An 18,024-nucleotide genomic window follows, 5' to 3' on the forward strand; every position below is an offset into this window, starting at 1 on the left:
GCTTGGCTGTAACTATAATGATTAAAAGTAAATAACACAATGGAAGATACTGACACGCACGGTCGTTCATCCGAGGTCTCCGACGGCATCGAAACGGATGGCGGCATGACGGATGTAGAACGAGAGCGACAAACAGAGTACCTCGACGTGGAGATCAATCTCCTCAAGCCGGCGACCCCGTTCATGCGGGATCATCTGAAGATTATTTGGATCGGGTTCGCGATCTGGACGTTCACCACGTTCGGCCCGATCACGCTGACCCGCATCGCGCCGGAGTTGATGACGTCGACGATGCCGGTAATCGGCTTCCCGCTGCACTACTTTTTGATTGCAATCGGTGCCCCATCGTCGGCGTTGCTGCTGTCGGTGTGGTACGCACGCAAACGCGACCAGATCGACGAGAAGTACGGCATCACCCAGATGCGCGCCGAGGAGATGGGGACGACAGAGACGACCGGCAGCGAGGACGTTGCGGCGACTGACGGGGGTGTCGACGGATGAGCCTCAGTGCGACCGTGCTCCAACAGGAACTGCTGCCGGAAGGACTCAACATTTCGTTCAAACTCCTGCCGGGAATCATCGTCGTGACGATGATGCTGTCGTTCCTCGGCGTTGGCTACTTCTACAAAGTCGCCGACACCGGCAACATGTGGGTTGCTGGCCGCTCAATCGGGAACGTCGAAAACGGAATGGCAATTGGAGCCAACTGGATGTCGGCGGCCTCCTACCTCGGGATGGCCTCCCTCATCGCGTTGTCGGGCGTCTACGGGCTGGCCTACGTCGTCGGCTGGACGACGGGGTACTTCATTTTGCTCATCTTCCTAGCCGCCCAGATGCGACGGTTCGGCAAGTACACCGCCCCGGACTTCGTCGGCGACCGATTCAACTCGGATGCCGCTCGCGCGCTGGCGGCGGTCACCACGTTCCTTATCGGCTTCGTCTACGCACTCGGTCAGGCCCGCGGGATGGGGCTGGTCGGGATGTACATCCTCGGTGATATCACGAACGTCGTTCCGCTGGCCGGGTTGAGCGCCTACCAAGCCATGATGGTCCTGTTCATGGTCGTCACCATCGGCTACTTAGCGCTGTCAGGCATGCTGGGGGCGACCAAGAACATGGTGTTACAGTTCGTCATCCTGATCAGTGCGTTCCTGATCGGATTACTCGTCACCGGCTGGTCGGCGGGGTTCTCGACGGTCCTCCCGCAGATCGAGTACGGTATGTTGATTAGCGAACTCAGTGCAGAGTTCTCCGCGCCGTTCGCCGGCGGGAGCTACTACCTGTGGATTGCGACCTGTTTCAGCCTCGTCTTCGGAACCTGTGGGCTGCCGCACGTCCTCGTGCGGTTCTACACGGTCCAAAACGAGCGCGTCGCCCGCTGGTCCTGCACCTGGGGCCTGTTTTTCATCTGCCTACTCTACCTGAGCGCGCCCGCCTTCGCGGCGTTCGGAACCGCGCTGTACGGCCGCGAGATCGGGGCGGTGTACGGTGACCCCGGAATGAGTAGTGCCGCCGGCGACGTGATCGTCGTGTTGGCCTCACAGCTCGCCGGGCTGCCGACGTGGCTCGTCGGACTGGTGGCCGCCGGCGGGATCGCCGCCGCAGTTGCAACGGTCGCGGGACTGTTCATCGCCGCCTCCTCGGCGATCTCCCACGACATCTACGCCAACATCATCAACGAGGACGCGACCCAGCGCCAGCAGGTGTTGGTTGGTCGACTGAGCATCATCGCCATCGGCCTGCTGACAATCGTCTTCGCGCTCGATCCACAGCAGCCGATTGCCGCACTCGTCGGCTTTGCGTTCTCACTGGCCGCCATCGTGCTGTTCCCGATGTTCTTCCTTGGACTCTGGTGGGAAAACGCCAACCGACAGGGCGCACTCGCCGGGATGGTCTCGGGGCTCGTCCTCTGGTTCATTCCGATGCTCAACGAGGGCAACTTCGGGATCGTTAACGGTGGCGAGGGGTGGGGCATCGAGTTCCTTGCGACGTGGATGCCAGCAGTCGGCTCGGCGCTCATCGCAACGCCAATCGTCTTCTGTATCGTGATCGCCGTCTCGGCGGTGACCGACGAACCACCGGTCGACACGAAGATGATGGTCCGACAGTGTCACAGCCCCGATCCGATGCCGAAAGACAAGACGGCGGCCGATGTGGTTGCCGAAAAGCGTAACAACAACCGAACCCCCGCAGACGACTAACAATGTACGACCGCATACTCGTCCCAACCGACGGAAGTAGTGTCGCCGAGGCAGCCGTCGACCACGCGGTCGACCTCGCCGCAAAGTACGACGCCGAACTCCACGCGCTGTTCGTCGCCGACGTCGACGCCGTCAGCTACGGTCTCGGCACCGAACAGCTCGACCGGATCAGTCAAGGTAATTTCGGGGGGATGACCGATCTCCGCGAAGACGCCGAGGCGGCCACCGGCTACGTCCGAGAGCAGGCAGAGCCACTCGGCGTCTCGGTGGTCGAACATCACGCCGGCGGTCGACCCCACGCCGTCGTCGCCGACTACGCCGACGAGTACGACGTCGACCTCATCGTGATGGGCAGCCACGGCCGGTCGGGCGTCCGACGCGCACTGCTCGGCAGCGTCACCGAACGCACGCTCCGGTCGACCCACGTCCCCGTCCTCGTGGTCGACTACCTACGAGACGACGAATGACCGATCAGGAGTCCACATGAGCCTCGTCGACCGGCTTCGTGAGCATGCCAGCGAGAACAGAACCGGGATGCTCCACGACCTGATGTTCGCGGTCGTCTGGGTCGGGCTCGTGTCGCTCCTGTTCGATCTCGTCTTCGTGACCGCTCCCACATGGGCATTCTATCTGTTCATGGTCGCGGGAATCCCGGCCTACTTCGGATTCTTCTTTTCGCTCGGACAGGCCACAAAGCAGTAACCTGCGACCGGCTGGGTCGCTTTTACGGAGCGTCCTGTGCAGCGATATACCGCTGTCTGAGACGAAACGAGATGATGCTCGCAGCACCGAACACAATCGGCAGCGCGATATCCCCGGGTGAACCAGAGAGTGCCGGATACACGCTCATCCCGGCCATCAGCGCGAACAGAAACGCGAGCAGTCCCGTAATCGGAATCGCAAATCCATCCGGAAACGCGCTTCCACCGTCTCGTCTCGATTCGTTTCCCATAGCTACCCCTTCGGTCGACTGTCGGTAAAAAGCTCGCCCAGTAGAGAGAGGAGGCTACAGGCTACTTCGAGTCGCCTTTGCGTTTGACGAACTCGAAGCCGCTGTCATCGTCTGCGGCGTCGGTGGTCGACAGTTCGTCGTCCTCCAGCGGTCGGGTCGAGCCATCGAGGTTGTCGGGGTCGGCGTTGGCCGCGCTTTCGGCGATCTTCTCGGCGTTCTGGAGGTCGCTCACGCCGCCGGTGCCGAGGACTTCCTCGCTGTCATCGCCCGAGTTGGGTGCCGAGAGAATCAGGTTGTCGGCGATCTGCTGGTAGGCTTCGGCCGCCGGGCTCTCTGGATCGTACGACGAGACCGGCTGGCTCCGATCTTGAGCCTCGGCGACTGTCGGATCGTTCGGCACCGAGCCCAGCAGGTCGGCGTCGAGAAAGCCCGCCAATCGCTCCGGCGGGGGTGCCTTGCCGGTGCCTGCGCGGACGAAGACGACGCCGCCGACCGTCCCGTTGACGCGGTCGGCCAGCTCAATAGTCTTTTTCGCATCCCGGATCGAGGCGACCCGCGGCGTTGAGACGATAATCACCTCGTCGGAGAGTCGAAGCGGGTAGATCGTCTCTGGACTCACGCCCGCGGCGGTGTCGAGGATGATCCAGTCGTAGGCCGGTCGCAGGCTGCGGACGACCGGCGCAAGTGCGGCGACGTTGATCGCGTTGAAATCCGCGAGTTCGGTGCCCGCCGGGAGCACGTGGAGTCGGTCTTCGATAGCATAGAGTGCCTCAGTTGTCGTAACGGTTCCGGACAGTACGTCGTGGAGGGTTTTGTCGGGTTCGAACTGGAGGAAGTCGACGATGTTGGCCATCGCTAGATCCATCTCGACGATGGCGACTGTCTCGCCTGCTTCGGCGAGCGCAACGCCGAGATTTACCGCTGTGGTGGTCTTGCCGACGCCGCCTTTCGCTCCGGCGACCGCGAGGACGCGCCCGTCTGCCATACGATGCCATCATGGGGACAACATGATAAATCCACGTTTGTGAAAATCACGGCTGAGAATAGATCAGAGGTAGGCGGCGTCCCACCGGGTGGGTTTCCGCGCGTTGCCACAGTCGCTACATTCGAGTCGACCCATCGGGTCCATCCCGACGTCGGTGCTGTTGCAGGGCCCGCAGACGTAGCCATAGCGGTCGTTGCGGTCGGTGTCGGTGTAGGCCGGATAAAACGGGCCAGCCGACCCCCGCTCGCGTTCGTCGGTGGCGATATACAACTGCTCGGCGTCGGTCTCGAACGATGAGAGGGTCGGCTCCTCGCCATCGTACCGTTTCCGGTATCGCCGCTCGGTGAACTCTCGGCCACCGATCTCGACGGTTCGCTCGGTGGTCTCACTGAACGAATGGGACACATAGAAGTCGCCGCCAGCGGTGTTGGCTGCCAGCACCCGACCCTCGATCACGTCGACGCTTTGCTCGCGGAGTCGCTGTTCGATTCGACTGAGGAGCGAACTCCCGACCCCCTCGCCGCGGCGCTTGGGGTCGACGTGGAGCCAGTCGATCCGCCCGACGAGATCCGGTCCCTCGATGACCTCACCCTGAACGACGCCGACGACCGAACCGTCCTCGATGGCGACGATGAACGCCGTGGCGTCGTCGTCGAGGCGGTCGGCAACGGTGTCGGGGTCGTACCACGCTTTGAGGGCCTGCTCGCGGGTGTCGTCGTCGACCGCGTGGCTGTAGGAGGCATCCAACGATGCCTCGGCCACATCGCGGATCGCCTCGTGGTCGGTCGCTGCTGCTGGCCGGATTTCCATGTGTACTGTTACCATAGACTGCCACTAAAAACCAGTGACTGATCAGAAATATCTCCAGTTAGGGTTTAAAATCGTGTTTGAGATTGCAGTAGCAGTATAACAACTCATATTTCGGTCTAAAATTGAACAGTTGACTACTGTTCGATCACCCCTCGGCAGTAGCGTCGACCGTCTCTACCCCTGTGACTGGATCGTATACAGTTTCGAATACTCGCCATCGTCGGTCAGGAGCTCGTGGTGGGTGCCGGTTTCGACGATCTCGCCGTCGTCGACCGTATAAATGCGATCCGCGTTCTGCACTGTCGAGAGCCGATGTGCGATAGCGATGATCCCGTACTCTCGATTCATCGACTCGATTGCGGCCTGTACATCGCGCTCTAAGCTCGAATCGAGGTCACTCGTGGCCTCGTCCAACACGAGGAAGTCCGCATCCTTCAGCAGTGCCCGAGCGAGTGCCAACCGTTGTCGTTGGCCACCCGATAACCGAACCCCGTCATCACCGAGTTGAGATTCGTAGCCGTTCGGGAGACCGTCGACGAACTCGTCGACTTTTGCGATTTGACAGACACGCTCGACGTCGGCGCTGGTCGCCTCGCGGTTGCCAATCGTCACGTTGTTTGCTAGCGTGTCGTTGAAGATGTAGGGCTGTTGGCGCACCACGGCGATTCGCTCGCGCCACGCTGTGAGGTCGTACTCGGCAATCGGAACCCCGTTGGCCAGAATGTCGCCTCGGTCGGGGTCGTACATCCGGGCCAGAAGCGAGACGATTGTCGACTTCCCGGCCCCCGACTGGCCAACAAACGAAATGAACTCGCCTTTCTCGATCTCGAAGGAGAGCCCGGAGAGTACCTGTTCGTCCTTGTCGTACGAAAACGAGACCCCATCGAATCGAATGTGGCGAACCTCGGAGACCGGCCGCTCGCCGGTGTCTTCGACCTGCTGTTGTAACCGTTCGACAAACGATTGGGTTCGAATGAGGTGCGACAAGTTTCCCTCGGCCTGATACACATGACTGTTCAGTCGACTCGTGAGTGGGGCGAGACGGAACATCGCAAAGAGCAAAATACCGAGAGCGCCCAGCGAGAGTCCGGAGTACCTAAAGCCGACATAGATCAGCGCGAAAAGCGAGAGCGCGGCCGCGAGATCGTAACCGTTCTGCAGTGCGGCTTTGTTCCGCTCCAAGTTGATCGACGACCGTGTGTACTGTCGGACCGACTGGAGGAACTCCGCGAACAGTTCCTCACCGAGACCGAACAGTTTGACGTCACGAATGCCCTGTGTGCCGGCTTGCACCGACTGCTGGATCGCCTCGTTCGCGCTGGCGACACGATCACCGACTGTGTATCCCGGTTCGATCACGTTGCGGAGGAGATAGGTAATCCCACCGAGCAAGACGATTGCATACAGCGTCATCCGCGGGGCGATAAACAGCATGATACCGAGGTAAATTAGCATCAAAAACAGCGTCTCCATCGCTTCGACGCCGCGCCGAATCACACGTCCCGAATACCGCGTTTCGGTGATAATCGCGTTCAGAATGTCGTCCGATCCCGCGTCGTCGAAGTAGCCGACGTCAGCATCGAGCGTGGAGTCGAACGCTTGGGTCCGTAGCTCCTCTTGGTAACTCATCTCCAGGATAGACCGCAGCCACGCAACGAGGAACGAGGAGGTAAACCGAATGATCATCACCCCACTGATCCCCAACACCAAATAGCCCAACTCGAACGGAACGCCAGCTATCTCGTAAACCGTGAGAAAGCCGTCCATGATCGGACCCGAGGGCAGCGTCTCGCCATCCGACTGGGCGACCTCCATAATCGGATAAATGAAGCTGAGGCCGATTCCTTCGAGAAACGCGGTACACCCACCTAAGACGACGAGTCCAGCGAGGAACCGCGGTCGGAACGCAACGACGTTGCGTATCGCAGCCGCCTTCTCCCGCCACGAAATATCGTGTTGTCTATCGTTCATTCGAGCCTGATTTATGTTTCCTGATACACAGCTCAGTCTCTTCTGCTTGGGCCATGTTCCCGTTTTTGCCGTGGGCCGTGTCGAAGCCGCCCAACTCGTCGAAGATGTCGGCGCGAAACGCGATATTGCAGCCGTAGGTGTTTCTGATCTCTGTTGCTTCGTCGTGGTATGGACCGCCACCGATCAGCCAGTCGAACTCACGCGGGATGTGTATCGGTCTCTCAGCGGGCCATTCGGGTATCGCTGGACCGCCAGCCGCGATGGCTCCATCCTCGAAGGCGTCGACGAGTTCAGCAACCCAGTCGGGAGCCGCAACGCAGTCGTCATCGAGGAACGCATAGATATCGCCACTGGCGTTGTCTGCGCCACGGTTCCGAGCTTCAGCTAACCCCGTCGTTTCCGGGTTATACGTGATCTCGACACCGCCATCAGTCAGTAGCTCAGTCGTCTCGACCATATCCGGGTCGCCATCGAGTGGGAGGACAAGCTCGATATCATCGTAGGTCTGATTTTGGATCGACTGGATCGCCTCTTTGAACAGCCCGTATCGTCCCCAGGTGTGTGAGGCGATGATAACCGAGACCGTTTTGTCGGTCTCTCGGTCACTCATCCCTCCACCTCTATCCCTTCGACTGCCTCCGGCGCAGTGTACGGTGCACAGACTCGTCGGACTCCCTCTTCGAACTCGACCTGCGGCGTCCATCCTGTCGACTCCCGAAACGTCGATGTGTCGGCGAGGGTATCGCTCACGTAGCCATCGAACGGACAGTCGACGTAGATCGGCTCGACGTCGGTCCCGAGAGCGTCGTTGATGAGCCGAACCATCTCGTTGAACGAGTACGACTCCCCGGTGCCGACGTTGTAGACGCCTGTGAGCTGCTCGGCAGCAGTCAGATCGAGCGCCCGAACGACATCGTCGACATGCGTAAAGTCACGCGTCTGGCTACCGTCACCGAACAGTTCCGGCTGCTGGCCGGTGGCGATTGCATCGGCGAACTGGGCGACCGTGTTCGCAAACTGGCCTTTGTGGGCCTCGTTGCCACCGAACCCCTGATACACCGAGAAAAACCGGAGCCCCGCGATGTTCAGCCCGTGGTGGTTGCTGTAGTACTCGGCGTACCGTTCCCGGGCGAGTTTCGATGCCTCGTAGCCCGTTTCGGCCTCCACATCCATCGAGGTCGGAGACGGCTCCGTTCGATCCCCGTAGATCGATGACGTCGACGCGTAGACGACTGACTCACACGTCTCACGAACGGACTCGATGGTGTTGACGAACCCTTCGACGTTCACCCGAACCCCTTGCTGTGGGTTCGACTCGTGCATCTGGCGGGAGGAAAGCGCCGCCAAATGATACAGCACGTCGACGTCACCGACTGCTTCGTCGAGATCGTCATCGAGGACACTCCGTTCTTTGAACGTCACGTCGTCGACGAGGTTCGATTCCGTCCCGAGATACAGATCGTCGACGGCGATGACGTCGTTGGCGGTCGACAGATAGTTCGCGAGGTTCGAGCCGATGAACCCAGCGCCGCCGGTAATAAGCACTCGCTTATCAGTGAGGGCTGGGTCGGACTGGTTCATACACCACCCCCGTCAGTCTGCGGCTGCCGAGTGGTCGGTGTTGGTTGTACTCGTCGGTTGGTGTGTGGAGGGGACACCATAGCGTCTCCTCCTAGGACACCACACCAACCGGCATCTATCTAGGGAATTACACGTAATGCTATTTATATCCAGACAGACGGTCTCGAATCCGAATCTAACGGGTTCGAATAATAGAGACGATCTAACCAGTAAGCACGCTTAATTAAATGTACGTAGATGACGTACAGCTAAGAGAGATGCGAGTGCTGTTTGACAGTATGGGGCTGTGTGAGAGGCGGTCACATTCGCGACCACCGCTGAGCGGTGTGGAACTCAGTCCTTGGTCGACTTGGTCGACTCGGTCGACTCGGTTGACTGCTCGACGGAGTCGGTCGACTGTGGTGTCGAACTGGTCGGCTGTGCTGCTGAATCTGTCGACTCAGTCGACTCCTCGGAACCGGGATCGGCGTCATCGAATCGGGTGGAGACCGCAGTGACTGCGAGCAGTAGGATGCCAAGCAGGAGGCCGATAGTCAGCGCGCCGAACGCCGCCAGCCCCAGCGGTGTCGGGGGAAACTCGATAAGAAACAGGAACCGTGGCGGGTTGATCTGGTCGACGACGGAAGCGGTCATGTAGCCAGCGAAACCGGTGAAGGCGACGATGATGAGATACAGCCCGACGACGACTCGTTGGCCGCGCAGTCCGGAGGACACACCTACATTCGAGGCGGGACGAAATTAGGCGTTTCGTCTGTCGACCGACGCCGTTTTGCACTGCGGCGGCCAACACCCTGTATGGAAGACAGCGACCTGCTTGGGCTGGTCCTCGCCGGAATCGCCCTCATGATGTTTACGACCGGTATCGTGCTGATTATGTAGCCTCGCGTGAGGGAGAGTCAGTGTCGGTGAGTCGGTCGTGGAACGTCTCGGCCTGCGTCCGACTCTCGAAGGTGAGAATAAACGAGCCGTCCCACTCGCCGGCAGCCATTTCCGAGGCCAACGATGGAGCGATCCCGAACCGATTGAGTTCCTCGCCATCGAGCATAATGGCGATTTCTGCGTTCCCATACGTTTCGTCCAACCGTACCGTCTCGGCCGTCTCGGTGACGCCGGTCGTTCCGTCGCTCGTGAGTTCGACTGGGACGGTTGGTCCCATCCGCTCGCTCACCGAGACGGCACCAATCGAAGCGATATCACTCGCGGTGAACAGCAGACGCTCGGTGCCGAGATGGAGTGTCGCCCGAAAGTCGACGGTCGTGTTGATGTCGGTGAACTCGGTAGTCGACTCACCGGTTGGTGAATCGCCGTTCTCTCCGACGCTCCCCAGACAGCCAGCAATGCCAGCCACACCCGCGGTTCCACAGCACAGCACCACTCGGCGTCTCGTCAGTGTCATCGTTCGTGTTTCTCAGATGCAGTGATATAAAAATAGGCCACTGACAGAACTGGCGACAATCAGTTCGTCGGTGGGTTGGATACGAAACACACGTCAGCCAGTCGACTCCGTCGACATCCTTTGAACGTCGGAAAAAAGGGAAAAAAGGGAAAAAAGGGAAAAGGAAAAAGGAAAAAGCTACTCCGAGTCGGTCGTCTCAGCCGTCTCGTCGACTGGCTGTCCACCGTCGGTCGCCACGTCGGCGTCTTCATCGCCACCGTCAGTGGCCAGCGAGGTCTCGAGTTTGCTCTCGAACCACTGCCATTCGACGGTGTTGACGCCGTCGTCGGCGAGGTTCCACGGATCACCGCTTTCGACGCGTTTGCCCTCGAACCACGACGACACCATGTTCCAGAACCAGATGAGCTGACCGACGAAGATGATCAGCGCACCGACCGTGGCCATCTGGTGAAGACTGGCGAACTGCGGCAGGTAGGTCGCGTATCGCCGCGGCATCCCGCCGTAGCCCAGCAGGATCATCGCGAAGAACGTGATGTTCGTCCCGATCATCGTCAGCCAGAAGTGGGCCTTGCCGAGACTGGCCTGATACATTCGGTTGGTGACAAGCGGGAACCAGTAGTAGATGCCCGCGAAGCCAGCAAACGCAATCGCACCCATCACGATGTAGTGGAAGTGACCGACCACGTAGTAGGTGTCGTGAAGCACGAGGTCGACCGGGATCGACGCGAGGAAGACGCCGGTGACGCCGCCAATGATGAAGTTGGAGATGAAGCCGATACAGAACAGCATCGGCGTCGTCAGGCGAATCTTTCCGTTCCACAGCGTCGTGATCCAGTTGAACGTCTTGACCGCGGAGGGGATCGCAATCGCCATCGACACCGCCATAAAGGAGGTTCGGAGGCGTGGGTCCATGCCGGTCGCGAACATGTGGTGAGCCCAGACACCGAACGACAGCACACCAATTGCGAGCGTGGAGTAAACGACGAACTTGAAGCCGAACAGCTGTCTGCCCGCAAACCGCGGGAGGACGTAGCTGATGATCCCCATCATCGGCAACACGAGGATGTAGACTTCGGGGTGGCCGAAGAACCAAAACAGGTGCTGGTATAGTATATTGCCGCCATCCGAGAGGAAGAAAGTCGTGCCGAAGTTCCGGTCAGCCAGCAACATCACCAGCGCGCTGCCCAGGAGGGGAAAGGCAAACAGGATGAGCCCCGACTGAGTGAGGACTGTCCACGAAAAGATATCGAGGTTCGCCCACGTCACCTTCTCGCCGCGCTGGGTGAAGATGGTCGCGATGAAGTTGATCGCACCCATCGTCGCGGCGACCCCTGAGAGGTGCAATCCGAGTAACAGCAGGTCGACGCCAGCCCCGCCGACCATATCACCGCTCCCACCAGCCGCCCCCAGCGACAGCGGCGTGTACATTGTCCACGCCGTCTGTGCGGGTCCGAACAGGCCGAGCGGCTTGGCGAAGAAGCCCGCCCAGATCAGGAGTGCCGCGGGCGGCAACAGCCAGAAGGCGATGGCGTTGATTCGCGGGAACGCCATGTCGTCGGCACCGATGAGTATCGGGATCAGGTAGTTTGCGAAGGCTGCGATAATCGGTGTTCCGAAGAGGAACAGCATCGTGATTCCGTGGCTCGTCAGGAGACCGTTGTAGGTTGCAGTTCCGAGAATCGATTCGGTCGTGATGAGATCCAACCGCATCACGGTGACCATGAGCCCGCCGACCGCGAAGGCAAATATCCCGTAGAGTCCGTAGAGGATGCCGATGTCCTTGTGGTCGACCGTCGTCAGCCAGCGAATGATTCCCGCAGGTTTCTCAGCGTCGACGTAACCCGACTTGTCGATGAATGAGCCACCGCCGACTGGCGTGTAGGATCGCCAGTTCTCGACCCGAGTGAGCCACGTGGCGACGGCGACGAGAAACACCCCCATCAGCACCGTCAGACTGATCTGCGCACTAATATCCATACCAAGATTCAGTATTGCAGGGTAAAGAAAGATTCGGGTGGCCGCCGAGCGGCCCGCCTGCTGACGGTGGTATCGATTGGGGATCTACTCGGATTTCGTCGACTCAGCGGTCTCCGATTCGGCATCAGAACCAGCGGTCTCGTCGGCCTCTGCAGCAGCGCTCTCCGGTTCGGCGCCAGCCTCATCGGCTTCGATCCCGTGTTCGATCTCGTCGACGGTCTTTGCACCATCGAGGCCAGCTTGGCCCTGCGGGTAGACGGCCGCTCGCTTCTCGTCGCCGGCGATGGCCTTCGCCGAGATGTAGGTCAGTATCAACAGTGCGACAAACATGATTCCCATAATGCCATACATCTGTCCGGACGGCAGGAGGTCGAACCCCCACGGAGCGTAGATACTGTACACGCCGAAGAAAAACAGGATGATCCCCAGTGGAATGAAGTTGACCATCAGGTCCAGGATCGTCTCCTTGTCGAAGATCTCGGTTTCCATACCCACACCGTGGGAGAGGCCGCCCAAATAGGTTACTAGTTTTAGCTGGCTAGTTGCTGTTTCGGGACGAACAGTTTGCCCGCAACCACCGCCGACACCAAGATCCCGCCGCTTGCAATCATCGCGTACGCGCGCAGTGTCAAGTCGACGCGGGACAGTGGGTTCAGATACAGCACCGCGGCACCGAAGACGAACAACAGCAGCGCCATCACGCCCAGAGCCGACCACGGGACGTCGACGTAGCCCGATTCCTGAAGCATCCCGGCGATACAGCCACAGAACAACAGCAGTCCGGCGACCGCAACCGGGAACACGTTGAACACGAGTCCGAGTTCGGAGATCGGCACGCCGAGGGCGATAAACACCGGCCACGGACTCGCCTTCCGATACTGGTCGCTGAGTCCCGGGGTCTCTTCCATACACTGACAGAGGATACCCAGCCTAAGAAACGCTTCGGAACGTCGGGAAAATCAGCGAAGACTCACCGAAGCGCAACGCCGTGTCGACTCAAAAAGCCACTGACAGCCTTGATCTCGACTGGGCTGCCGACGATCCGGCACTGCGTCGAATCATCCTGGAGGATCGTCACCGTAAACTCGGCTTCGAGCTGGTCTCGAAACCCATTGAGCGTCTCTGCGGGGAGTTCGATCTGCGTGCTATCGCGGAGATGGGAGGGGTCCGGCATATCGGTAGTCGACAGGTAAGCTACGTCATGTAAAACCGTGTCGAATTGTTGGTTTCGGCGACTGGGTGCCGAAGGCAGTGATTTGTCGACAGCCCGGCCGAGCGATGAAACCCGCCGAATGAACAGCTTTTTCGACGGCGATAGCCCAGTGACCGATAATGGGATTGGAGGAGGAGATCGAATCGATCCGCGAAGAGATCAGTTCGACGCCATACAACAAGTCGACCGAGGCACACATCGGCCGGCTGAAGTCGAAACTCGCGGAAAAAAAGGAGAAACTGGAAAACCAGTCGTCTGCGGGCGGCGGCGGTGGCTACTCCGTCGAGAAACACGGCGATGCCACGGTCGCGCTCGTGGGGTTTCCCAGCGTCGGGAAGTCGACGCTGATCAACGCTCTCACGAATGCTGACAGCGAGACTGGCTCCTACGAGTTTACGACGCTGGATGTCAACCCCGGCATGCTCAAATATCGCGGGGCCAACATCCAGATTCTCGACGTCCCGGGCCTCATCGAGGGGGCGGCCGACGGTCGCGGTGGCGGCAAAGAGGTGCTGTCTGTGGTCCGAACTGCTGATCTCGCTGTCTTCCTGCTGTCGGTGTTCGAGATCGACCAGTACGAACGGCTCGACAAGGAGCTGTACTACAACAAGATCCGACTGGATACCGAGCCGCCGAGCCTCCACATTCGCAAACGACACAAAAACGGGATTCAGGTCAACAAAAGCGACAGCGTCAGTCTCGACGAGGGGACGATCAAGGGCGTCCTCCGAGAACACGGCTACGTCAACGCCGAAGTGACCGTTCGCGGCGACCCAACCATCGACGAAGTCATCGACGGCATGATGGACAACCGCATCTACATCCCCTCGATGGTCGCGGTCAACAAGACCGACTTGGTCGACCCGAGCTACGTCCCGACGGTGAAAGACCAACTCAGGTCCCACGACATTGATCCCGACGAGTGTACGTTTATCAGCGCCGAGAAGGAGAAGGGACTCGACGCGCTCAAAGAACGGATCTGGGAGAAACTCGGCCTGATCCGCATTTATATGGATCGCCCGAGCAAGGGCGTCGACTACGAGGAGCCGCTGGTGCTCAAAAAGGGGGCCACAATCGGTGATGCGCTGGTCAAACTCGGCGGCGAGTTCGAAGAGCGATTCCGGTTTGCACGTGTCAGCGGCCCGAGTGCGAAACACGACGACCAGCAGGTCGGCGAGGAGCACACACTCGCTGACGAAGACGTCCTGCGGATTACGATCACACGGTGAGCCGAACCCCTGGTGCGGATCACACGGGAGACCGAACGTCGACGCCAGCGGCGCTACTGGCGGTCTGTTTGCTTGCTGTCGTGCCATGGATCGTTCTCTCCAGTGGCGATCTGACGTTCATTATGTCGTGGGGGCTCGTCAATACCAACCCGTGGCACGCCTTTTGGCTCCCAAGCTATCTCGATGCAGCACGAGGGTTCGGGAGCCTGCCGTGGTCGCTCCAGGTGTGGCCGATCAGTCTCGGCTTTTACTGTGGCGCACTCGTCAGCGCGGCCAGTGGGGTGATTGTCGACCGCGAAGATCCACGGCTCACGACTGGTCTCCTCGTCCTGTCGGCGGTTGGCTCGCTGATCGTCTGGCAGAGGCTGGCTGGCAGCGGCGTCTCCGGAACGGCCCCAGTCGGCGCGGTGGCGACCGGAATCGTCGTCTGGTGGTTCTACTGGCCAGCGCTTCGGCGACTCGGCACCGGCCGTCGACCGGTCGACTAATGATCATCTCTCAGTCGACCGTAGTTTTATATTCCGACCCAGTATTATCAATCATAAATGGAGTACAGATCAGTTATCGGCGGGGGACTCGTCGTGTGTGGTGTCCTCCTCGGGACGCTGCAAGCGCTCCAGTACGTTCGGTTTCCCGAAACCGCTGCCGTCGTCCTGTTGAATACGGTGCCGTTCATTTTCGTCGCGGCAGCAATCGTCTACACAGGAGTCACAATTGCGATCCGTGAGGAGTACGACGAGTATGCAACGCTTATCGTGTCGTGGGCGGTCGGTGGCGCGGTCGGCTTCGTGGCCGTGTTTACGCTGCTGACCGGCACCAGTACACAGGATGGCTTGACGCTCCTGTTGGGAGCCGTCGACGCCGGGAGTGCCGGGATGCTGGCGGGGCTGCTCGTCGGGCTGTACGATACCCAAAACCGCCAAACGCTGGCGACCGTCGAGCAGTTCGCCCAGAAATTAGAGACGCTCAACAACTACGGCAAAGTGCTCAACCAGTCGACCGGTATCGAATCGGTGAGCGCGCTCTGTATCGAGGTCGTCGAGTTCGTCCTCGACGGCAGTGGCGCAACCTTCGTGATTGCTGAGAACGATGAGGCCTACATCGTCGACACGACGCTGCCGGACATCGATACCGGTGATCTTGAACGGGCCAAACGGGAGTTACACGAGACCGAAGCCCTCAACACGGTGATAGACGGCGCTGGATTCGACAAGATTCGTAACGAACAGCCGGGTGAGACGATTGCGATCCGGATTCCAGCCGGTGATGCCACCGCCGTCCTCGTGGCGGTCTACTACGATATCGACGACGTCGACGAGACGAACATCGATCTGTTCGAGATTCTGGCCGCCCACGTCTCGACGGCGCTTTCGACGGTCGACACCCAGCGTCTCCAGACCGAATTCATGGAGTCAATATAGCCGACACTGGGTCCAAATTCATAAAAAGAAACCCGAACACCGCACAGCATCCGAAACAAAACTAGCAGCTGAACTGCGTTGTGTACTGTTGGCAATAAACACTGACGTCGACTCGGAGACTATCGCTGCGACGACGTCGTTTCTTGTAAATCACGTCGGGGCACGCAGGCAGGCAGCCACGGCCGTCTTAGAGGTCGACTGATAGTAGCTTGGAGGTCGACTGATAGCAGCGGAGCGGAATTCGTGAGTAGCAACACCAACATATCGAGAAAAAGAATGGGTAGTTGCGATGGGTATAATACATCCGCGTTACAGAAGATTGGTATGAACCAGCCACACTCCGACTACCCGAATCAATCGCTCAGCTCCGTTTCAGCCGGTTTCAACGGGTGAAGTATGGATGAGCGCATGTCGGTCGTGGTGTGTGTCGTAGTTCTTGCCGTGCTTGGGGCGGCCGCGAGTGTAGGTGCTGTGGGTGCATCGGCAGCGACTACCGACCAGTCGGTGCTGTTTTCTCATACGGACGACGGCGACCGAAACGGTGGTGACGAACATTTGAGTTCCGGCGGACTCTACTGGCAGGGTCAGACGCTATGGTTTGGTGATCCTCACAACGAGACTGACACCGAGCAACTCCTCGTTCGGGAGTACGATACCGAAGCTGACGAACTCGGAACAGTCGTCCGCGAGATCAAGTTCGACAGCAGCGGGACAACCGTTGAGACGGTCGACCTCGATGACACGTACGTACTAGTCCCCAGCGATAGTCGCGAGACGACCGTTACCGTCGACGATGGGGCTGTGACTGGCACTGCCACCATCGAAAACGCAACTCCCTTCGAGGTAGTCGAACAGACGCTGACCGTGGAGTGGGAAGCCGGTTCAGCCAGCACATCCCAGAGTGATCGGGAAATCGAACTAACGTCGAACCGCGTCCGGTACAACGTCAACGTGAGCAGTCCGTCGCTTTCTTACAGCGAGTTAGAGCAGGTGTTCATGAGTGATCGAACGCTCCGAGAACACAACAGACCGTTCGCCGACCGGAAGCCGTTCGAACAACGCCACCGAATGTACGATGCCTACGAAGACGAGGGCGTTATCGTGCTCCGTGGGTTCAGCGATGGGTCTCTGGAGACTGATTTCAGCACCATCGAGACATTCCCTGACGCAATCACTGTTGAGGTGACCGACACCGGCCGTACCGAAACTGCGGGTCTGCCGAGTAGTACCTCTGAAAGCGGGCCATTTACGATCTCGGAACTCGACATTTCGGACCGCGTCGACCCCGGCGAATCGGTAACTATCACTGCGACAGTGCAAAACGAGTGGTCGACTGCCGAGCGACGAGATGTCGTCTTCGAGCTGGGCGAGTCCCGCTCCTCGGTCGAAACACAGCTCGACGGCGGGGACGAAACCACAGTGTCGATGACGCTTCCAGCCCCCACAGAGCCGGGTGAGGTCGCCTACGTCGTCAGCACCGAGGGCGACAGCGTCGAGGGAACGGTCACGGTCGAAGGCTCCGAGCCCGAGACCAACGAAAACGACGGGAGCGACGGCGGGATCGTCAGCACGATTATTGGAGTGCTGTATCCACAGGCGATTATCGGGGCCGTCATGACCGTGCTCTCGTTGGCGACGTTCGTCGTCTGGCGGCGGCGATAGGCAGCGACAGCAGACGACTTGTAGCGACGATTTATACGAGGTAATGAATCGCAGTACCGAGAAGCATCAGAACCACTGCGACAGCTGCGTTGAACTCGACTTTGAGTGGTGAGCCGAATACTCGCGCAGAGAGCTGCCGGACGGGGGGAAACAGCAGGATGCCGCCGAGGAGCGTGAACACGCCACCGAGACTCGGGAGCACTGAGATCGCCGAGACGACGAAAATAAAGCCGACGGCATAGCTCGCGCGCTCGATGATCTCGTCTCGCTGGCTCCGTTGGCTCGTCGACTGACTCGATCCGGCCTGTTGGTTCGCCCGTGTGGCTATTTTCTGATCAAGCTGATTTTGAGCGGTCGCGTTCTGTGGCTCCCCGCAGTTCGAACAGAAGTTGTCCGATTCCTCTACCTGGTTACCACAATTTGTACACTCCGGCATGCTCGTTGGTGGCTCAATGAAAGGTTACCACATCAAGCCTTCCATCTGTGTGTGGATCGATCTCCCGTCGACCGGCAACGCCACAAATTATCCAAACTGAGAATTGTAGCCAGAAGATTATATACCTCTAGAGAGATCAACTAATATCTACTGCATATCCGTTCCACAATCATGAGATCCTTAGTTTTCG

The 18,024-nt window shown here is 59.3% G+C and carries 21 protein-coding genes; 8 read left to right on the plus strand and 13 right to left on the minus strand.

Annotated elements, in window-relative coordinates; all coding sequences use genetic code 11:
* The first annotated feature begins 39 nt into the window (after nucleotides 1–39).
* From HALTADL_RS05000 to HALTADL_RS05015, 4 genes are read left to right on the plus strand one after another with little or no spacing between them, the layout of a single operon-like run.
* Nucleotides 40–501 (plus strand): DUF4212 domain-containing protein, encoded by a 462-nt coding sequence (locus tag HALTADL_RS05000; RefSeq protein ID WP_089673840.1) that lies wholly within the window; start codon nucleotides 40–42, stop codon nucleotides 499–501.
* Nucleotides 498–2,201, plus strand: a complete 1,704-nt coding sequence (locus HALTADL_RS05005; protein ID WP_089673839.1) for a sodium:solute symporter family transporter — start codon at nucleotides 498–500, stop codon at nucleotides 2,199–2,201. Before HALTADL_RS05000 ends, HALTADL_RS05005 begins: the two co-directional genes overlap by 4 nt.
* A 2-nt stretch (nucleotides 2,202–2,203) precedes the next feature.
* Nucleotides 2,204–2,668 (plus strand): universal stress protein, encoded by a 465-nt coding sequence (locus HALTADL_RS05010; RefSeq protein WP_089673838.1) that lies wholly within the window; start codon nucleotides 2,204–2,206, stop codon nucleotides 2,666–2,668.
* 16 nt (nucleotides 2,669–2,684) lie between these two features.
* Nucleotides 2,685–2,903 (plus strand): hypothetical protein, encoded by a 219-nt coding sequence (locus tag HALTADL_RS05015; protein WP_089673837.1) that lies wholly within the window; start codon nucleotides 2,685–2,687, stop codon nucleotides 2,901–2,903.
* 22 nt (nucleotides 2,904–2,925) lie between these two features.
* On the opposite strand, the gene HALTADL_RS05020 is transcribed toward HALTADL_RS05015, so the two are convergent.
* From HALTADL_RS05020 to HALTADL_RS05075, 12 genes are all read right to left on the minus strand, one after another.
* On the minus strand, nucleotides 2,926–3,153 hold the full coding sequence (locus HALTADL_RS05020) for a hypothetical protein (RefSeq protein ID WP_089673836.1): 228 nt from the start codon (nucleotides 3,151–3,153) through the stop codon (nucleotides 2,926–2,928).
* 61 nt (nucleotides 3,154–3,214) lie between these two features.
* Complete coding sequence (locus HALTADL_RS05025; RefSeq protein WP_089673835.1) at nucleotides 3,215–4,138, minus strand: MinD/ParA family ATP-binding protein; 924 nt, start codon at nucleotides 4,136–4,138, stop codon at nucleotides 3,215–3,217.
* 63 nt (nucleotides 4,139–4,201) lie between these two features.
* The gene (locus tag HALTADL_RS05030; RefSeq protein ID WP_089673834.1) at nucleotides 4,202–4,948 is read right to left on the minus strand and encodes a GNAT family N-acetyltransferase; all 747 of its coding nucleotides are present in this window, start codon (nucleotides 4,946–4,948) and stop codon (nucleotides 4,202–4,204) included.
* A gap of 174 nt (nucleotides 4,949–5,122) precedes the next feature.
* Entirely contained in the window at nucleotides 5,123–6,919 is a 1,797-nt protein-coding gene (locus HALTADL_RS05035) for an ABC transporter ATP-binding protein (RefSeq protein WP_089673833.1), read from the minus strand.
* Nucleotides 6,909–7,529, minus strand: a complete 621-nt coding sequence (locus HALTADL_RS05040; protein WP_162551671.1) for a glycosyltransferase family 2 protein — start codon at nucleotides 7,527–7,529, stop codon at nucleotides 6,909–6,911. The genes HALTADL_RS05035 and HALTADL_RS05040 overlap by 11 nt, the downstream gene beginning before the upstream one ends.
* Nucleotides 7,526–8,500: an NAD-dependent epimerase/dehydratase family protein gene (locus HALTADL_RS05045; RefSeq protein ID WP_089673831.1), complete on the minus strand. Its 975-nt coding sequence runs from the start codon at nucleotides 8,498–8,500 to the stop codon at nucleotides 7,526–7,528. Before HALTADL_RS05045 ends, HALTADL_RS05040 begins: the two co-directional genes overlap by 4 nt.
* Before the next feature lie 333 nt (nucleotides 8,501–8,833).
* Nucleotides 8,834–9,214 (minus strand): DUF7520 family protein, encoded by a 381-nt coding sequence (locus tag HALTADL_RS17930; RefSeq protein ID WP_321166919.1) that lies wholly within the window; start codon nucleotides 9,212–9,214, stop codon nucleotides 8,834–8,836.
* 157 nt (nucleotides 9,215–9,371) lie between these two features.
* Complete coding sequence (locus HALTADL_RS05055) at nucleotides 9,372–9,896, minus strand: preprotein translocase subunit SecD family protein (RefSeq protein ID WP_143054194.1); 525 nt, start codon at nucleotides 9,894–9,896, stop codon at nucleotides 9,372–9,374.
* Between the two features lie 177 nt (nucleotides 9,897–10,073).
* Nucleotides 10,074–11,837 (minus strand): cbb3-type cytochrome c oxidase subunit I, encoded by a 1,764-nt coding sequence (locus HALTADL_RS05060; protein WP_100190898.1) that lies wholly within the window; start codon nucleotides 11,835–11,837, stop codon nucleotides 10,074–10,076.
* A 120-nt stretch (nucleotides 11,838–11,957) separates the two neighbouring features.
* Nucleotides 11,958–12,362: a DUF6684 family protein gene (locus tag HALTADL_RS05065; protein WP_089671296.1), complete on the minus strand. Its 405-nt coding sequence runs from the start codon at nucleotides 12,360–12,362 to the stop codon at nucleotides 11,958–11,960.
* A 41-nt stretch (nucleotides 12,363–12,403) separates the two neighbouring features.
* On the minus strand, nucleotides 12,404–12,781 hold the full coding sequence (locus tag HALTADL_RS05070; protein ID WP_089671295.1) for a DUF7541 family protein: 378 nt from the start codon (nucleotides 12,779–12,781) through the stop codon (nucleotides 12,404–12,406).
* A gap of 62 nt (nucleotides 12,782–12,843) precedes the next feature.
* Entirely contained in the window at nucleotides 12,844–13,047 is a 204-nt protein-coding gene (locus tag HALTADL_RS05075; protein ID WP_089671294.1) for a VNG_1110C family protein, read from the minus strand.
* Nucleotides 13,048–13,205: 158 nt separating this feature from the next.
* Here HALTADL_RS05075 and HALTADL_RS05080 point away from each other — a divergent pair, with 158 nt between their 5' ends.
* From HALTADL_RS05080 to HALTADL_RS05095, 4 genes are all read left to right on the plus strand, one after another.
* Entirely contained in the window at nucleotides 13,206–14,315 is a 1,110-nt protein-coding gene (locus HALTADL_RS05080; protein ID WP_089671293.1) for an OBG GTPase family GTP-binding protein, read from the plus strand.
* Complete coding sequence (locus HALTADL_RS05085; RefSeq protein ID WP_089671292.1) at nucleotides 14,312–14,803, plus strand: TIGR04206 family protein; 492 nt, start codon at nucleotides 14,312–14,314, stop codon at nucleotides 14,801–14,803. Before HALTADL_RS05080 ends, HALTADL_RS05085 begins: the two co-directional genes overlap by 4 nt.
* A 57-nt stretch (nucleotides 14,804–14,860) precedes the next feature.
* On the plus strand, nucleotides 14,861–15,736 hold the full coding sequence (locus tag HALTADL_RS05090; protein ID WP_089671291.1) for a hypothetical protein: 876 nt from the start codon (nucleotides 14,861–14,863) through the stop codon (nucleotides 15,734–15,736).
* A 396-nt stretch (nucleotides 15,737–16,132) separates the two neighbouring features.
* Nucleotides 16,133–17,398, plus strand: coding sequence for a hypothetical protein (locus tag HALTADL_RS05095; protein WP_089671290.1), 1,266 nt, complete (start codon nucleotides 16,133–16,135; stop codon nucleotides 17,396–17,398).
* A gap of 31 nt (nucleotides 17,399–17,429) precedes the next feature.
* On the opposite strand, the gene HALTADL_RS05100 is transcribed toward HALTADL_RS05095, so the two are convergent.
* Nucleotides 17,430–17,834 (minus strand): zinc ribbon domain-containing protein, encoded by a 405-nt coding sequence (locus HALTADL_RS05100; protein ID WP_089671289.1) that lies wholly within the window; start codon nucleotides 17,832–17,834, stop codon nucleotides 17,430–17,432.
* Between the last annotated feature and the right edge of the window lie 190 nt (nucleotides 17,835–18,024).

The sequence above is a fragment of the Halohasta litchfieldiae genome (genome assembly GCF_002788215.1).
GTDB lineage: Archaea > Halobacteriota > Halobacteria > Halobacteriales > Haloferacaceae > Halohasta > Halohasta litchfieldiae.

Bases quoted from the DNA above. Each gene is read 5' to 3' on its own strand.
- HALTADL_RS05070 (WP_089671295.1), bottom strand. From the start codon at position 12,781: ATGGAAGAGACCCCGGGACTCAGCGACCAGTATCGGAAGGCGAGTCCG.
- HALTADL_RS05055 (WP_143054194.1), bottom strand. From the start codon at position 9,896: ATGACACTGACGAGACGCCGAGTGGTGCTGTGCTGTGGAACCGCGGGT.
- HALTADL_RS05060 (WP_100190898.1), bottom strand. From the start codon at position 11,837: ATGGGGGTGTTTCTCGTCGCCGTCGCCACGTGGCTCACTCGGGTCGAG.
- HALTADL_RS05015 (WP_089673837.1), top strand. From the start codon at position 2,685: ATGAGCCTCGTCGACCGGCTTCGTGAGCATGCCAGCGAGAACAGAACC.
- HALTADL_RS05010 (WP_089673838.1), top strand. From the start codon at position 2,204: ATGTACGACCGCATACTCGTCCCAACCGACGGAAGTAGTGTCGCCGAG.
- HALTADL_RS05035 (WP_089673833.1), bottom strand. From the start codon at position 6,919: ATGAACGATAGACAACACGATATTTCGTGGCGGGAGAAGGCGGCTGCG.
- HALTADL_RS05095 (WP_089671290.1), top strand. From the start codon at position 16,133: ATGGATGAGCGCATGTCGGTCGTGGTGTGTGTCGTAGTTCTTGCCGTG.
- HALTADL_RS05090 (WP_089671291.1), top strand. From the start codon at position 14,861: ATGGAGTACAGATCAGTTATCGGCGGGGGACTCGTCGTGTGTGGTGTC.
- HALTADL_RS05005 (WP_089673839.1), top strand. From the start codon at position 498: ATGAGCCTCAGTGCGACCGTGCTCCAACAGGAACTGCTGCCGGAAGGA.
- HALTADL_RS05040 (WP_162551671.1), bottom strand. From the start codon at position 7,529: ATGAGTGACCGAGAGACCGACAAAACGGTCTCGGTTATCATCGCCTCA.
- HALTADL_RS05000 (WP_089673840.1), top strand. From the start codon at position 40: ATGGAAGATACTGACACGCACGGTCGTTCATCCGAGGTCTCCGACGGC.
- HALTADL_RS05020 (WP_089673836.1), bottom strand. From the start codon at position 3,153: ATGGGAAACGAATCGAGACGAGACGGTGGAAGCGCGTTTCCGGATGGA.
- HALTADL_RS05025 (WP_089673835.1), bottom strand. From the start codon at position 4,138: ATGGCAGACGGGCGCGTCCTCGCGGTCGCCGGAGCGAAAGGCGGCGTC.
- HALTADL_RS05030 (WP_089673834.1), bottom strand. From the start codon at position 4,948: ATGGAAATCCGGCCAGCAGCAGCGACCGACCACGAGGCGATCCGCGAT.
- HALTADL_RS05065 (WP_089671296.1), bottom strand. From the start codon at position 12,362: ATGGAAACCGAGATCTTCGACAAGGAGACGATCCTGGACCTGATGGTC.
- HALTADL_RS05100 (WP_089671289.1), bottom strand. From the start codon at position 17,834: ATGCCGGAGTGTACAAATTGTGGTAACCAGGTAGAGGAATCGGACAAC.
- HALTADL_RS05045 (WP_089673831.1), bottom strand. From the start codon at position 8,500: ATGAACCAGTCCGACCCAGCCCTCACTGATAAGCGAGTGCTTATTACC.
- HALTADL_RS05080 (WP_089671293.1), top strand. From the start codon at position 13,206: ATGGGATTGGAGGAGGAGATCGAATCGATCCGCGAAGAGATCAGTTCG.
- HALTADL_RS05075 (WP_089671294.1), bottom strand. From the start codon at position 13,047: ATGCCGGACCCCTCCCATCTCCGCGATAGCACGCAGATCGAACTCCCC.